This is a genomic window from Pedobacter zeae (genome assembly GCF_014196715.1).
GTDB classification, from domain to species: domain Bacteria; phylum Bacteroidota; class Bacteroidia; order Sphingobacteriales; family Sphingobacteriaceae; genus Pedobacter; species Pedobacter zeae.
The window spans coordinates 762,524-778,534 of the sequence record NZ_JACIEF010000002.1 but is presented as its reverse complement, the minus strand read 5'-3'; the positions used below and the strand labels follow the sequence as shown (position 1 = coordinate 778,534).

The window sequence follows — 16,011 nt, the reverse complement described above, 5'->3', positions numbered from 1 at the left end:
ATGTAAATTAAATCGTACAAAAAACAACTATTTCAGTAGTCCATAAAAATTATCATTAACGCTTGGCCATAAAATCATGTAGTTATGAAAAGGATCTTAATTAGCACACTCGTATTAAATCTGGTTGTGATAACTGCATTTACTTTAAACGCCGATATTTCCTTTCAGTTGGGAACCAAAACCTGTATGGCAAAATATAAGGGAAGTAAGCAAGGTATTGCAACCCTCCTATCGCTTCACGACGATGAAAACACAGCGATTGATGCTTTTAATGGCTTACCTAAAGACACCTGCTTCAACCTTTTAGAGATACATCAGAATAATCTGCGTACCCTAACCTGCAATCTTAACAGCAAAAATTATGAATTTGATCCCAATCGTATCTTTTCGGATGCGGGAATAGATAGTACCTTAAAAAAATACAATAGCGGAATAACCAAATTTCCTGCAGCAGTGGTTACCCAGATCAAAACCTTTTCGGCCGATCTTCTAAAAGCTTATGGTGCCAGGAACCGGAGTACCTATACCATCTCTATCCACAATAATACGAATGAAGGGTCGCTTTCATTAACGGATTATATTAGACCCAATAAATACCATCAGGAAGCCAGGGCTGTTTTTGCAGCTGAGGGTAAAGATTTAGATGATTTCTTTCTGGTTACAGAATTAAATGACTTCAATTACTTAAAAGGCCTCAATGAAAACGTGGTGTTACAAAGTGACAATCCTACTGATGATGGTTCCTTATCGGTTTATTGTGCCAAAAATAAAATTCCGTATATCAATATCGAAGCCGAACATGGCCATAAGGCCGAACAGGTAGACATGCTGAAAATTGTCTACGGACTTTTAAAAATAAGGTGAAATTCAAGCTACAAAATTTAATCATATTAATTTGATAGTGGAAAATCCGGGAAGTTATACAAAACGTAAATCATTGATATATAGCAGTTTTACTTCAGAAAGTTAAGTATACCGTAATTTAAATTCATTCTCTAAATACCAAACATGTTTATAATTAAAAAAAACACCTTGCCCTGGGCTGTATTTTGTATAGCATTATATTTTGGCCTGACATCAAATGCTTATTCGCAGGAATATTCCAATTCAAACCCTCAATTCAATTGGGGAGAATGGACTAAAAACCCCTGTTATAAGGGCATTTATATGCGTGTACAAAAGGCTTATTTTAATAAAAGTGCCCAACAGTGGTACTGGAATTGGCAAATACAAAACAGGTATACTAAAAGAGTTGCCATTAGCTGGTTATTTTACGACAAGACAAAAGGTAAGCCCACCAGAACCAATGCGCGCCATACTTTTGAGCCTAATGAGATATGGAAAAACGGCAGTTTTGGAAGTGCCACCGAGCTTTCTTATATTTTTGAAGCAGCTTGTTTTGAATTCAAAGAGTATAATGGCACTTGGATAGACGATTGCTCAACAGACCCTGCTACCTACGGAAGAGGATACTACTATGCGGAATGTGATAACGGAATTCCAAACTATAAGGCTTACAATAACCAAAAAATGGCAGGTAGTAACCAAACTTTTGCCACGAGAAATACCGGCACTTCAGGCGTAAAAAACCCTCAAAATCAGCAGACTTATAACAGCCAAAATGCAGTTTATGATTCGCGTTCTGAAGTTACACCGGCGAAATTTAATGGAAATTTATCTAGCTTTCTGGGTGAGAACATTAAATATCCTGTAAAAGCAATAGAAAGTAACATACAAGGTAAGGTAAATATCAAAGTTATAATAGAAGTTGATGGTAGCATCACTGCCTTTATAATAGATGGCCCCACAGCATTGCGAGAGGAAGCACTGAGGGTTGTGAACCTGACCAGCAGAAACTGGACACCTGCAAGATTAAACAACACAAAAGTGAGGTACTCACTTACGCTCCCAATATCATTTAACTTAAGTAATTAAAGCCATGAAAAGTTTCATTCAAAAAGGCCTTATACTGATGCTATTTTGCATAGCAACAGAGACCATCGCACAGGTTAAAAAAACAGCAAGCCCTGCTAAAACCACAAAAAAAAGTACTGCCCCTGCTGTAACAAAAAGCATAGCCATTGAGCTGTTGCGAGCCAATGCAGAGCAAGCCAGCCGACTGGTTAGCAACGAGCTGAAAGTTATAGGAGTGCAGATGCAAAGCGTAGAAGAAGAATCGGTTTACGATAACCGGAAAAATGGCGAACAAACCGGGAAACTGTTACAGGTGCGAACTTCACTAATATGCAGTCATAAAATACAGGTAGACATACGAACCGACGCAAGTGATCAGATCCAAAGCATTGACTGGTATCTTAACGATGTGCCGAAGGAAGGATTTCTTGCTATTGAAAAAATACTCGGTTACCGTAAATGGCAGGCACTTAGTCATAACCTCTACTTAAACAACAATTTAATAGCTGAGATAACCGAAATGGGCAATAGCGGAGAAGATAAAAATCAGTTTACTTATGCCATTACTTTAACTAAAACCGATCGTTTTGTTTTACCTGTAATGGCTCAGGCATTAAATACCGATTCGTTAACAGTACACAGCAATCCTGAAGAAACTGCCCAAAGTATTGTGCAGTTTATAAGAGGTCAGGGCAGCAAATTTCTTTATAAATCGGTCAATAAGATTTCCGCAAATTATGAAGGCAATGGCATTTCGTCTGTGTTTGGATATTCTACCGACTATGTGTTTGATGAAGGTACCTCAGTAACTATCACCAGTAACAGATATAAAAAAATAGATGGTATTAGGTTTAGTTTTAGCGATCCGCTGATGCATAACAAGATTAAAAAATGGTTCCGCTTTAACAACTGGACTAATGATGGTGAAGGAGACGAAGAGGGCGATGTTATCTATATTAAAAATAACCTGAAATGTACAAATAACGACAAAGAAAGATATATCAGGTTTAACGTTTCGCCTTACATTACCGATATTGCTACCCGCTACCAGAATACGAGCCCAATAGATGCAAGCTCATTGGTAAGCTATTATCTCAACATGGAAAAGCCATTTTTAAAAAAATTCTTGGCTGAGAATTATGTGACTTTGGTAAATGTAAACTGGCCGGGCAGAAACATGACCTATAACGCATCAGCCTACCCTTACGATTTTTATTTTAAATCTCCTGCCGATTCGCTTTGTTATGTAAGCTACGAATACCAACTGAGTGATACCTGGTCGCGCATTATTTATTTCAGTACCGGCGATAAGGCCTATTATGAAGAGATGAAAACCAATTTGTTAAAGAACGCCGAAGACCCTAAATCGAAAGTTATTGTAAATTATAGCGATAAACAATTTGAGAAATCGCGGATGTATTATATCACCATATTCTCAAAAGAGAAAGACATTGAAAACAAACGCAAAAAACAGGAGGCCCTGGTTGCACAACAATTACGCGAAAAAGCAGAAGCTGAAGAAAAGGCACGTTTAAAAGCACAAAAAGATGCTCAAACTTCTGCAGATATTCAAAAAGTAGGCGATATACTGATACAAGGGTTGCAACAAATTAATAGAAGAAAAGGGAGCAATTAACTGTAGACTCGCCTTTAAAAATAAACGCCGGTAAGCTGATCGCTACCGGCGTTTTACTTTTTATTGTTTTACTTCCAGCCGTTCTTTCTTAACACTGGTAACCAATAATATTACGGCGACCAATAGTACAATCCAGCCCCATTGAAAATGGATGGTTTTAGACAGCATTTTATCAAAAAATTTTGAGCCAAAGTAATTATTTACTTTAAACCAAACGGCTGCCGCCATGATAGCACTCCAGATTAATGCTATAATAGCCATTAGCCTGAACATGCTTAAGGCCCTTACAAAAAGGAATAAAGCGGTTAAAGCCAAAATACCCAAAGAAATATAAAGCAACCGTGGGTCTGCCTGATACAAATTCCAGTTACCCTTAACAGGTACCTTTAACATGGGTGCGATGGTAATGGCAATGGCACCCAAAATTAAGCCGATGTAGGCATTTACTTTTTTTACAACTAACATTTTATCTTGTGTTACTATTGGAACTGAAAACTGCCAACTTAACTATTGTCCCTCTATAATTCCCATTTTATCAGCAAAATGAGCACAATAATCGCGTAAATCTTCTACAATTAATGTTTCGCCGGTTGCTTTTAAAAAGCTATCGCCCAAGGTCTGTAAAGTTTCATAAAAAAAACGCTTCATCTCATCAACAGGCATATCTTTTGTCCAAAGGTCGATGCGCATTGAATTTTTATAATTATGGTCCCAAAGGGCAAGGAACATTGATTTTACCGGAACTTTATCCGTTGTTTTTGCATCGGTACTCTCCCAAAGAATGTTCTCTGGCATATTGTTATCGTCTAACTCAACGGTTATTTTGATTTCTGCTTTTCTCATATTTTAAAATGGATTTCACCCATAACGGATTATACCAATTTACGGGTATTTTATTCGGGGGCAAAGATGATGATTTTACCAAATACTTCACCTTTGTATTATACTAGTTTTTGTAATATTAACATCAAGATTGCAGCGATAACAATAAATATCAGTTCTATCACCCAGATTCGCTTGATATCCTTCAATGTAAAACGAAAAATAAGATCGGTTACAAACGTAACAGCAACCAGGCAAGCCAGAATAAGCAAATAGAAACCACTGAGGTTAATCTGCCCCGGTGCGGTACTTTTTTCAGAAAAAAGACCAACTGCCATTAGGCTCAAACCAATTGCACCAATAATATTTAATGGAGTAACACGAAGTTTCATGATTATTTTTTCTTATCGAAGCGTTTACCCTTTTTAAAACTTTTTATTTGTTTACCGGCTTTTGCCTTGGCCTTATCTCTTGCCTTTTGTTCAATGGCCTTTGCATTTTTCTTTTCGTGGAAAGCCCCTTTAAAATCAGGATCTTCTTTACGTTTTTGCAAATCAATTTCTTTGGCGATCTGCTGGCGTTCCTCGTAAGGCGTTTCTTCGATAAAAACACCCTGCGGAATGGCCTCCACAGGAATCGACTGACGAATCAGTTTTTCGATTTTACGGATATAGTATCTTTCTCCCTCGGTAGCAAAAGTTATTGCATCACCTTTGGCGAAAGCCCTGCCCGTACGTCCAATGCGGTGCACATAATCTTCGATGATAATTGGCACATCAAAATTGATGACATGGCTCACATCGCTTACATCTATCCCCCTGCTGGCTACATCGGTTGCCACCAGAACCCTTACATTTCCTTCTTTAAAGCTATTAATGGAGTTAATCCGTGTATTCTGACCTTTATTGGCATGGATTACACGAACATTATCGGCACCATATTTACGTTCCATGAAACTAAAAATATTATCGGCAACTGTTTTGGTTTTACAGAAAATGATTAAACGCGTAAATGCTTCATCGTTCTTCAGCAAATGTTGCAACAAATTCAGTTTCGTTTTAAAATTCGGAACATAATATAAAGTTTGCGTTACATTTGCCGCAGGGGTTGCCTGTTGTGCTGTTTCAATAATGGTTGGGTTTTTCAGGAAATCGCCGGCAATTTTCTGAACCAGATCGCTCATTGTTGCCGAAAACAGCAAATTTTGTCGCTTGCGCGGCACTACTTCTAAAATGCGGTGTATCGAGCCAATAAAGCCCATATCCATCATTTTATCTGCTTCATCCAACACCAGGAATTTTAAGCTTTGGGTATTGATATCGCCGGCAAGGTACAAATCCAAAAATCTTCCGGGTGTAGCGATTAAAATATCTACCCCTTTTGCAACCTGTTCCTTTTGTGTTTTAGGGCCAATTCCGCCAAAAATTACCAAAGCACGTAAATCAGTATAAGTCGAGAATAATTTCACCTGCTCGGCGATCTGCATGGCTAACTCTCTTGTTGGCGATAAAATTAAAGCTCTTGGATGATTACCCTGAGCATATTTCAATTGCATTAAAATCGGCAAAACAAAGGCCGCGGTTTTTCCGGTACCGGTTTCGGCAATACCAAAAATATCCTGACCCGATAATACCGGCCCGATGGCTTTTTCCTGTATCGGTGTGGCAACGGTATAACCTGCATCGGCAACTGCATTTAAAATCTGCCTGTTTAACTTAAATTCTTCGAACGATTTTGCCATAGCCTACAAAGATAGTGATTAAGGTTGAGGGTTTGAAGGCGTAAGGCAGAAGGTTTCAATCCCATGCAAAATCGAAGCTTCCTTTAATCAGAATGACGAATAAAGCAATTGCAGTAATTCTTCGGTTGTAGCAGTCCTGCTATCCGTTTTATCCCGATTCCCGCTACGATCAGGGTTATTTTACCCAAAACAGTAGCATTTAACTCAGTTCAGCACCTTTCATCTGTCAAAATAAGCTTCCGAAATTCTCAAATCTCCTACCTAACTTCTCAAATCTATTTTTACCTTTGAAACCATGAATACTTACCTGATAAAAGCTGCTACAATTGTAAATGAAGGACAGAAAATTGTTGCTGATTTATTGATAAAAGATGGATTTATTGCCAAAATCGGCCAAAACCTGGCTGCACCTGGTGCACAGGAAATTAATGCCGAGGGGCAATATCTTTTACCAGGTATGATTGATGACCAGGTGCATTTCCGCGAGCCCGGCCTAACGCATAAAGCCGATATTTTTACCGAAAGTATGGCGGCTGTAGCCGGAGGAATTACTTCTTTTATGGAAATGCCCAATACCGTGCCCAATACGTTAACACAGGAATTGCTTGCCGATAAATACGACATCGCGGCACAAACCTCGCTGGCTAATTATTCATTTTATATGGGTGCGAGCAACGATAATATTGAAGAAGTTTTAAAAACCGACCCGAAAAATGTTTGCGGAATTAAAGTTTTCATGGGTTCATCAACCGGAAACATGCTGGTTGATAATGAAAAAACCCTTGAACACATTTTCAGCAAGGCACCTATCCTCGTGGCTACACATTGCGAAGATGAGGCCACCATCCGCCATAACCTGGCCGAGTTTAAAGCCAAATATGGTGACGACTTAACCATCGAAATGCATCCACTGATTCGCAGTGCAGAAGCTTGCTATAAATCATCGTCATTGGCAGTAGAACTGGCCAAACGTTACCAAACGCGTTTACACATCCTCCACATTTCTACTGCCAGAGAAATTGCGTTGTTTGACAATACCATTCCTTTAAAAGATAAAAAAATTACTGCCGAAGCCTGCATACATCACCTTTGGTTTAATGATAAAGATTACGCTCAGAAAGGCAATTTTATTAAATGGAATCCTGCCGTTAAAACCGAAGCAGACCAACAAGGTATTTTAGCTGGTGTTTTAAACGATAACATCGATGTTATTGCTACTGACCATGCACCGCACACTTTAGAAGAAAAACAGCAAGCTTACGCGCAGGCCCCGTCTGGTGGTCCACTGGTGCAACATGCTTTACCAGCTTTATTGGAAATGCATATACAGGGCAAAATCTCTTTAGAAAAGATTGTCGAAAAAACGGCGCATAACCTTGCCATTTGCTTCGATATCGAAAAACGTGGCTTTATCCGCGAAGGATACTGGGCTGATCTAGTATTGGTTGACCTGAACGACCCGTGGAAAGTAACCAAACTTAATAATTTCTATAAATGCGGCTGGAGCCCTTTTGATGGCGATACCTTTAAAGCCAGTATTACCCATACTTTTGTATCAGGTAACCTGGCCTATGTAAAAGGGAAATTTACTACCAACCAGATAGGCAAGCGTTTAACATTTACCAGATAAAATCTCAGTAAACAATGACTAAACCTGCAATAATTGTTAAATCAACAGTACTTGTTAGTTTAGCTGTCCTGACTTATGTTTTTGGCTTCTTTCCAGGTCTGGTTCAAAAATATTACTCAACGGGTATTTATCCTTATATTTCAGCTATATTAAGGTTCATATCGGGTATTTTTCCCTTTGCCATTGGCGATATTATTTACGTTTTACTTATTGGTTTTGTACTTTATAAAACCGTTAGATTTTACAAAAGGCGTAAATCACTAAAAAAGCAAGACAGCATCATTATACCGCTACAGATTTTAAACTTCTTTTTAATTCTTTACATCATTTTCAAAATAGTTTGGGGTTTAAACTACAGCCGGCCAAGTATAAGCGAAGAGCTGGGCATTGGTAATGAAAAATATAATGTTAAAGAGCTGGTTGTTCTGGGCAATTATTTTGTTGAAAAAACCAATGCCTTAAAATTGAAGCAAAACAAGGTACCTGCTTACACAATTCATGAGCTCGAATCTAAATCATCGGCTGCGTATGCTCTTATGTCGAAAAGAAACCAGGTATTCAGGTACTCCAATCCCTGTTTAAAATCGGTTTTAAATTCATGGCTCATCGGTAAAATCGGCATTGAGGGCTATTATGCACCGCTTTCCGGCGAAGCCAACATGAACATGAATCTGCCGGATTTTGTGAAACCCTATGTGAGCTGTCATGAAATTGGTCACCAATTAGGTATTGCTTATGAGGATGAAGCCAATCTGCTGGGTTATTTAACCGCAGGCAATAGTCCTGATGTGAATTACCGATATTCTGCCAATTATGAAATGTTGCGTTACATCTTATTTGAAATCAGGATGAAATCACCAGAAGATTATAAGGCACTTCGAAAAAAACTCCTGCCACAGGTTTTAGCCGATTTTAAAATAGAAAAAGAATTCTGGAGAAAATACAATAGCAATATGTTCGGTTACATGGACGCCGCTTTCGACCGCTTTTTAAAACTAAACAACCAGAAAAAGGGAATCGACAGCTACCAGGATATCGTTATCTGGCTGTGGAACATTCACAAAAAACAGTTGTCAGTTAAGAATTAGCAATTTTTCAATTAGCAACTATCATAAAAACTGTAAACTGCCAACTGTAAACTGACGATTGTCGACGGATTTAACCGTGTATTGCTTCTTTGGTCCCAAAACTCTGAATCAGTTCTCCCTCAAAATCGAGCCATTCTTTCCAACGTTTTTCAACATCTACATCGGTGCTGTATTTACGGGCAAAATTTAAGAAAGTAGTATAATGGCCAGCCTCCGAAACCATTAATTCATGGTAAAATTTAGCCAGTTCTTTATCCTTAATGTTTAAAGAAAGTACCCTAAAGCGCTCGCAACTCCGGGCTTCGATCATGGCTGCAAATAAAAGTCTGTCGATAAAAGCCTGGTTACGGCTGCCGTCTTTTTTGCTAAATTTTACCAGGCGCCCTACATAATCATCCTTACGCTCTCGGCTTAAAGTATAACCCCGTTCCTTAATAATGTTGATGACCATTTGGAAATGCTGCATTTCTTCGATGGCAATGGCTGTTAATTCATCTACCAACTCCTGATGTTCCGAATTTTGGGTAATCAGGGTGATGGCGTTGGTTGCTGCTTTTTGTTCGCACCAGGCATGGTCAGATAAAATTTCCTCTAAATTCGATTCTGCAATATTTGCCCAACGTGGGTCAGTCAATAATTTTAATCCTAACATCTGGTACTTTATAATTGAGCTGCAAAATTAGAAATAATCGTCGCGGTTTTAAAATTGTGAACTAAAAAGCCTTTATTTTGCAGAAACTTAAATCATGAGCACAAAGAAATTATTGATTATCGGATTGGTTTGGCCCGAACCCCGTTCATCGGCAGCAGGCACCAGGATGATCCAGCTGGTTGATGTATTTCTTGTAAAAGGCTATCAGATCACTTTTGCTTCGGCGGCATCTAAAAGTGAATTCAGCTACGATTTTAGCAAAACCAGGGTTGTAGAGCAGGAAATTAAGCTAAACGACGAAAGCTTTAATGCTTTTTTAAAAGAATTAAAGCCCGATCTGGTCATTTTCGACCGTTTCATGATAGAGGAACAATATGGCTGGCGCGTTCAACAGGAATGCCCCAATGCACTGAAGATCTTAGATACCGAAGATTTACATTCCTTAAGAAGTGCGCGGCAACAAAGTGGTAAGAAAAAGCAGGCCATAGATTTATTTTCGGATACTGCCAAAAGAGAAATGGCATCGATTTTACGTTGCGATTTATCTTTAATTATTTCGGAAGTGGAAATGGAAATATTAAAAGTACAATTTAAAATAGATCCTTCATTGATTTATTATTTGCCTTTCCTGGAAAATGAGATTACACCACAAAATATCGAAAACTGGGTTCCTTACGAAGATCGTGCAGATTTTGTTTTTATCGGCAATTTTCTCCACGAGCCCAATTGGGATACGGTGCAGGTTTTAAAAACTAAAATCTGGCCTTTGCTGGGGAAAAAACTCCCGAATGCCATTTTGAATATATATGGCGCTTATCCTTCGCAAAAAGTGTTGCAACTGAATAATAAAAATGAAAAGTTTCTGATTAAAGGCCGTGCAGCCGATGCAAGGGAAATCATTTCGAAACACCGCATTTTACTCGCTCCTATTCAATTTGGCGCCGGCGTAAAAGGAAAATTTATCGATGCCATGCAAGTGGGTACGCCATCAGTTACCACCTCCTTGGGCGCTGAAGCCATGAGGGGAGAATTAGTTTGGAATGGGAGCATTGAAGATGATCCGGAACTTTTTGTAGAAAAAGCTGCAAAACTTTACCAGGATAAAAATGCATGGCAAACTGCTCAACAAAATGGCGTAAAAATCATTAATGAGCGCTACGCTGCAAAATATTATACCGGTAAGTTTATAAAAGATATAGAAAAATTGGCTTCTAATTTAAGTATACATAGGCAGAACAACTTTTTCGGACAGATTTTAAACCACCATACCGTTCAGAGTACTAAGTACATGAGCCTCTGGATTGAGCAAAAAAACAAATAAGTTCAAGGTAAGAAAGTTCGGAGTCTGAAAATACAAACCCTAAAAGCAATATATTAGCGCTCAAACTCAGAACCTTCGGTTCTCAACGAAAAACATGCCTTATCTCCCAACTTCCTACTTCGGACTCATGGCTAAAACTATTGACTTTTAAAAAACATTCGGGTTCTTAAACCTTGGAACAATATTGTAAATTTGCCCCTATGGCAAAAATATCGATTAACCTTGCTACAGGTTCATTTCAGAAGGAAGAAATTATAGTTGGAATAGATTTAGGCACAACCAATAGTCTGGTAGCATTTATCAATCCAGATAAAGATCCTCAGGTAATTAACGATGCCGGCAAAGGGATTTTGGTGCCATCTGTGGTATATTTTAACAACCAAAATGAGGCTATTGTAGGCAACGAGGCTAAAGAATTTTTAACTACCGACCCTGCCAATACCATTTTCTCCGTAAAAAGATTGCTTGGCCGCTCTTATAAAGATGTAGCCGAACACAAAGACATCTTCTCTTACAAAATTATAGATGACGATAGCGATGCTTTGGTAAAAATACAGGCCGGCAACCGCTTTTATACGCCGATCGAATTATCGGCCGAAATTTTAAAAGAACTTAAAGCAAGAGCAGAACATGCTTTAAAAACACCTGTTAACCGCGCGGTAATTACTGTGCCCGCTTATTTTAACGATAGCCAGCGCCAGGCCACCAGGGATGCGGGAAAACTGGCCGGACTGGATGTAATGCGTATCGTGAATGAGCCTACTGCAGCGAGTCTGGCTTACGGAATCGGTTTAGATCCTACGCAGCAGAAAACCATCGCGGTTTACGATTTGGGGGGGGGTACCTTCGATGTTTCCATCCTGCAGATCCAAAATGGGATTTTCGAAGTTTTGGCAACCAATGGTAATACCTATTTGGGAGGCGATGATTTCGACCGCTCCATTTTAAATTACTGGCTGGAGAAAAATAATCTTGATGTAAATGTGGTTGCACAGGATAACATCCTGATGCAAACTTTACGTTTACAGGCCGAAGCAGCTAAAAAAGCATTATCAACCCAAAATTTATATAACGAACAGGTTGGCGAAATCTGGTGTACGATCGATAAACAGACTTTTGAACAATTGATCGCAGTAAAAGTGGAAGAAACCATTACAGCCTGTAAAAATGCATTGAAAGATGCCGGTTTAACAGCCAGCGATATTGATGAGGTGATCCTGGTTGGGGGCTCTACCCGTACTCCTTTTGTAAAACAGGCTGTAGAAAATTTCTTCGGAAAAAAACCACAGGACAATATAAATCCAGATGAAGTGGTAGCACTTGGAGCAGCCATCCAGGCTGATGTTCTGGCCGGAAACCGCTCTGATATCTTATTGCTGGATGTAACCCCGCTTTCTTTAGGAATCGAAACCATGGGTGGCTTAATGGATGTTATTATAGCCCGCAACAGCAAAGTACCAACTAAGGCAGGCCGGCAATACACCACCTCGATAGATGGACAGGTGAACATGAAAATATCTGTTTATCAGGGTGAACGCGACCTGGTTAAAGAAAACAGAAAACTTGCCGAATTCGATTTAAAAGGAATCCCTGCAATGCCTGCGGGACTCCCAAAGGTTGATATCAATTTTTTACTAAATGCCGATGGAATTTTAACCGTTCAGGCTATAGAATTGCGCTCGGGTGTAAAACAGGAGATTGAAATTACGCCAAGTTACGGCTTGAGTGATGATACGGTTGAAAAAATGTTGATGGATAGCATTACACATGCCAAGAGCGATGTAGCGCAACGCATGCTGATTGAAGCGAGAAGTGAAGGCGAACAATTGGTTTACACAGCTGAAGGCTTTATCAAAAAACACGCAGAACATTTAACCGAAACCGAAGTAGCAGAAACAGTGGCCCATATCGAAGCGCTTAAAAATGCTTTGTCGAGTCTGGAAAAAGATATCATTTTAAAGAAAGCAGACGAACTGAACGAGTTTACCCGCCCCTTTGCTGAGCGCGTAATGGATGCTGCGATTTATACAGCGATGAAGGGGAAGAAGATAGAGTAATTTCAGTTGGCAGTTTTTAGTTTAACAGCTTTCAATTGCTAATTGAATATAGTTGCCTTATCCTGATCTTACTTCTACAGATACGTCATTCTGAACTTGTTTCAGATTCCTTCCAGAGGCATAAGCTGATAGGATTTTAGGTGCCTTATAGGGTTTAAATATGCTTAATATCTTCATTCTTATTTTTTTTGGAAAGCAAAGGCCATGCACATCGGTTCCGATAGTCCCGCTTATCGCTTTACTCTGTTGCACTCCGTGTTCGCTATAATCGGGTTTAGTTTACCCGGGTCTGTGCAAAAAACTCAGGTTGCAGAGTCCCAAAATAGTTTTCAGTTGGCAGTTTTTAGCTTAACAGCTTCCAATTGCCAATTGAATATAGTTGCCTCATCCTGTTCTTGCTTCCACAGATACGTCATTCTGAACTTGTTTCAGAATCCTTCCAGAGGTATAAGCTGGCAGGATCATATGGTTCAAACAAATATGCTTAAGATCTTATTCCTAACTTTTTTTGGAAAGCAAAGGCTATGCACATCGGTTCCGATAGCCCCGCTTACCGCTTTACTCCGTTGCACTCCGTGTTCGCTATAATCGGGTTTAGTTACCCGGGTCTGTGCAAAAAACTCAGGTTGCAAGGTGCCTAAACCAGGTTATAAGTATTATCTTCGGTTATGCATCACAATCAGCTTAAAATTTTAATTAGTCTCCTATTCATGTTGCTTCTTCATGAGGGTAGTGCCTCTGCCCAATCAGATACAACACTAATCAAAAGCTACTTAAAAACCTTAACCAAAACACCTCAGTTCCGCAACCACAACAATGTAGATCAGCTCAATTTAACAGCTGACTTCCTCAAAACAATCTTTAAAAAGTCATCAGACAGTGTTTCAGTACAAGCGTACAATGTTGATCAGAAAACCTATAAAAATATCATCTGTTCTTTTGGTACCGAAAACAAAAAACGTATTATTATCGGTGCACATTACGATGTTTGTGGTGACCAAGAAGGCGCCGATGATAACGCCAGCGGAGTCATTGGTTTATTGGAGCTTTCCAGGCTGCTTAAAGACAAAAAACTCCCTTACCGCATTGATCTCGTAGCCTATACCCTTGAAGAACCACCCTATTTCCGCACTGAATTTATGGGCAGTTACATCCATGCCAAATCGTTAAATAAATCTGACACTGAAGTTTATGGAATGATTTCGCTCGAAATGATCGGTTATTTTAAAGATGAACCCAAATCGCAGACTTATCCTTTAGGTATACTTTCTGTAAAATACGGAAACAAAGGAAATTACATTACCTTGGTTAAAAAGTTCGGTTCAGGTGAATTTGTAAATCAATTTTCCAAAAATTTCAAAGCAGGCAAAAACATCCTCACTAAAACATTTGCCAGCCCTCCATCATTGCCGGGCATCGATTTTTCTGATCATTTAAATTACTGGAAATTCGGTTATGATGCCATGATGATTACCGATACCTCCTTTTACCGGAATAAAAATTACCATCAAAAAACCGACACCATGGAAACCCTCGATATACCAAGAATGAGTAAGGTAATTGATGGGGTTTACAATGCACTAATTTCTTTGAACCCATAATATAATTCTAATGATGGTTAAATCGATCAAAGTTAAAGACAACGGCAACATAATCATTATGATTTATATCTTCTGCATGTTCCCATTGTTCTTTGTAGCACCAATATTTATGTTCGATCTAAGCTATGCTCAATCAGCCATTATCTCGATGTTCATATTAACTGTGTTCTTTATTTTCTACTTTAAAAACCTGATTGCCAAACAGGATGAATATGCAATTATTGCAGACGAAAATGAAATCACTTTATTAAATCGGGGAACCTTTAAATGGCATGAAGTTAAACTTATAAAAGCCCTCGATGAGTCATTTGGCCGCAGACGACATTCTTACATCCATATCATTTTAGAAAATGGCAGAACATTTAAGATAGAATCCACAAACTTCGATTATCCCAATCATGAATTGGAAACCATTCTAAAAGCGCTGGGTAAACGCTCCGATTCATAAATTTCTTACCATACATCAAAATCTGCTTTCCCCTCATCCATTATCTTTGTTAAAATTATTTAGCAATATGGAATTAGGTATCGGAATGTTTGGCGATCTGCAGATCAATGCAAATGGAGAAATTCAACCCGCACAACAACGACTTCAGGAAATTATAGAAGAAATAAAACTAATGGACGAAGTTGGTTTAGATTTTTATGGAATCGGCGAACACCACCGTCCTGATTATGCTGTATCCAGTCCTGAGATTATTTTGGCCGCCGCCGCCACAGTAACCAAAAACATTAAATTAAGCAGTGCGGTTTCGGTTTTAAGTTCATCAGATCCCGTTAAACTGTACCAAAATTTTGCAACGATCGATTTAATTTCTAACGGAAGAGCCGAATTAATGGCTGGCCGGGGAAGTTTTATCGAATCGTTCCCATTATTTGGCTACGACCTGCGAGATTATGACCAGCTTTACGAAGAAAAATTAGACCTGCTTCTTAAAATCAATGCATCACCTAAAATCAGCTGGAAAGGCAAGTTCAGACCCGAACTGAACAACCAGGAAATATTACCAAGAGCGGTAAACGACAACTTAAAAATATGGGTTGCTGTTGGCGGCACGCCTGAATCGGTAGAACGTGCCGGCAGATTGGGACTACCTGTAATGTTTGCCATTATCGGAGGTCAGCCAATACAGTTTAAACCGCTTTTTGATTATTACAAAAAAGTGTACCAGGCCTATGGACACGACATGAATAAGTTCGAAGTTGGCGTCCACATGCATTCTTTATTTGGCGAAGACAGTAAGGAAGTTGCTGATTATTATTACCCACTTTATTCTGCCCAGATGAACAGGGTTGGTAAATCACGCGGTTGGCCGCCTTATCAACGCAATCAATTCGATGGCGGCAGGAGCATTAGCGGTGCTTTAATTATTGGCGATGTAAACGAATCGGTAGAGAAGATATTAGCCATGGAAGAAACCTTTGGTTTAACGCGTTTTTCAGCACATATGGATGTTGGTGGGCCATCTCACGCAGCTTTAATGAAATCCATAGAGCTTTTCGGAACTAAAATTGCACCGAAAGTTCGTGAGGCATTGAAGAAATAGGT

General features: G+C 39.1%; 15 protein-coding genes. 10 read left to right on the top strand and 5 right to left on the bottom strand.

What is annotated here, in order from left to right; translation table 11 throughout:
* Nucleotides 1-84 precede the first annotated feature (84 nt).
* The 3 genes from GGQ60_RS09950 to GGQ60_RS09940 all read left to right on the top strand — a co-directional run bounded on the left by GGQ60_RS09950 (nt 85) and on the right by GGQ60_RS09940 (nt 3,550).
* Nucleotides 85-864 carry a hypothetical protein gene (locus tag GGQ60_RS09950; protein ID WP_183763109.1) on the top strand — a complete coding sequence of 260 codons (780 nt, stop codon included), beginning with the start codon at nt 85-87 and terminating at the stop codon, nt 862-864.
* Nucleotides 865-1,008: 144 nt separating this feature from the next.
* A complete protein-coding gene (locus GGQ60_RS09945; protein WP_183763105.1) occupies nt 1,009-1,935 on the top strand; it encodes an energy transducer TonB in 927 nt (308 codons plus the stop codon).
* A 4-nt stretch (nt 1,936-1,939) separates the two neighbouring features.
* Complete coding sequence (locus GGQ60_RS09940) at nt 1,940-3,550, top strand: cell envelope integrity TolA family protein (RefSeq protein ID WP_183763102.1); 1,611 nt, start codon at nt 1,940-1,942, stop codon at nt 3,548-3,550.
* A gap of 60 nt (nt 3,551-3,610) precedes the next feature.
* Here the strand turns inward: GGQ60_RS09940 and GGQ60_RS09935 are convergent, their stop codons facing one another.
* The 4 genes from GGQ60_RS09935 to GGQ60_RS09920 form a co-directional block, all read right to left on the bottom strand.
* A complete protein-coding gene (locus tag GGQ60_RS09935) occupies nt 3,611-4,015 on the bottom strand; it encodes a hypothetical protein (RefSeq protein WP_183763099.1) in 405 nt (134 codons plus the stop codon).
* A gap of 42 nt (nt 4,016-4,057) precedes the next feature.
* Complete coding sequence (gene gldC, locus GGQ60_RS09930; RefSeq protein ID WP_183763096.1) at nt 4,058-4,393, bottom strand: gliding motility protein GldC; 336 nt, start codon at nt 4,391-4,393, stop codon at nt 4,058-4,060.
* A gap of 98 nt (nt 4,394-4,491) precedes the next feature.
* On the bottom strand, nt 4,492-4,764 hold the full coding sequence (locus tag GGQ60_RS09925; RefSeq protein WP_183763093.1) for a hypothetical protein: 273 nt from the start codon (nt 4,762-4,764) through the stop codon (nt 4,492-4,494).
* A gap of 2 nt (nt 4,765-4,766) precedes the next feature.
* Nucleotides 4,767-6,113, bottom strand: coding sequence for a DEAD/DEAH box helicase (locus GGQ60_RS09920; RefSeq protein ID WP_183763090.1), 1,347 nt, complete (start codon nt 6,111-6,113; stop codon nt 4,767-4,769).
* 295 nt (nt 6,114-6,408) lie between these two features.
* Between GGQ60_RS09920 and GGQ60_RS09915 the strand changes: the two genes are divergently transcribed.
* Together GGQ60_RS09915 and GGQ60_RS09910 are read left to right on the top strand one after the other, a co-directional pair.
* The gene (locus GGQ60_RS09915) at nt 6,409-7,743 is read left to right on the top strand and encodes a dihydroorotase (RefSeq protein ID WP_183763088.1); all 1,335 of its coding nucleotides are present in this window, start codon (nt 6,409-6,411) and stop codon (nt 7,741-7,743) included.
* Between the two features lie 14 nt (nt 7,744-7,757).
* A complete protein-coding gene (locus GGQ60_RS09910; RefSeq protein ID WP_183763085.1) occupies nt 7,758-8,831 on the top strand; it encodes a DUF3810 domain-containing protein in 1,074 nt (357 codons plus the stop codon).
* Between the two features lie 70 nt (nt 8,832-8,901).
* On the opposite strand, the gene GGQ60_RS09905 is transcribed toward GGQ60_RS09910, so the two are convergent.
* Nucleotides 8,902-9,483 (bottom strand): MiaE family protein, encoded by a 582-nt coding sequence (locus tag GGQ60_RS09905; RefSeq protein ID WP_183763083.1) that lies wholly within the window; start codon nt 9,481-9,483, stop codon nt 8,902-8,904.
* Between the two features lie 94 nt (nt 9,484-9,577).
* On the opposite strand from GGQ60_RS09905, the gene GGQ60_RS09900 reads away from it, so the two are divergent.
* The 5 genes from GGQ60_RS09900 to GGQ60_RS09880 all read left to right on the top strand — a co-directional run bounded on the left by GGQ60_RS09900 (nt 9,578) and on the right by GGQ60_RS09880 (nt 16,009).
* Nucleotides 9,578-10,804 (top strand): glycosyltransferase family 4 protein, encoded by a 1,227-nt coding sequence (locus tag GGQ60_RS09900; protein ID WP_183763081.1) that lies wholly within the window; start codon nt 9,578-9,580, stop codon nt 10,802-10,804.
* Nucleotides 10,805-11,004: 200 nt separating this feature from the next.
* Nucleotides 11,005-12,861, top strand: coding sequence for a molecular chaperone DnaK (gene dnaK, locus GGQ60_RS09895; RefSeq protein ID WP_183763079.1), 1,857 nt, complete (start codon nt 11,005-11,007; stop codon nt 12,859-12,861).
* A gap of 710 nt (nt 12,862-13,571) precedes the next feature.
* Nucleotides 13,572-14,462: a M28 family peptidase gene (locus GGQ60_RS09890; protein WP_221235922.1), complete on the top strand. Its 891-nt coding sequence runs from the start codon at nt 13,572-13,574 to the stop codon at nt 14,460-14,462.
* Between the two features lie 10 nt (nt 14,463-14,472).
* Nucleotides 14,473-14,910 carry a hypothetical protein gene (locus tag GGQ60_RS09885; RefSeq protein ID WP_183763075.1) on the top strand — a complete coding sequence of 146 codons (438 nt, stop codon included), beginning with the start codon at nt 14,473-14,475 and terminating at the stop codon, nt 14,908-14,910.
* 67 nt (nt 14,911-14,977) lie between these two features.
* Nucleotides 14,978-16,009: an LLM class flavin-dependent oxidoreductase gene (locus GGQ60_RS09880; protein WP_183763073.1), complete on the top strand. Its 1,032-nt coding sequence runs from the start codon at nt 14,978-14,980 to the stop codon at nt 16,007-16,009.
* The last annotated feature ends 2 nt before the right edge of the window (nt 16,010-16,011 follow it).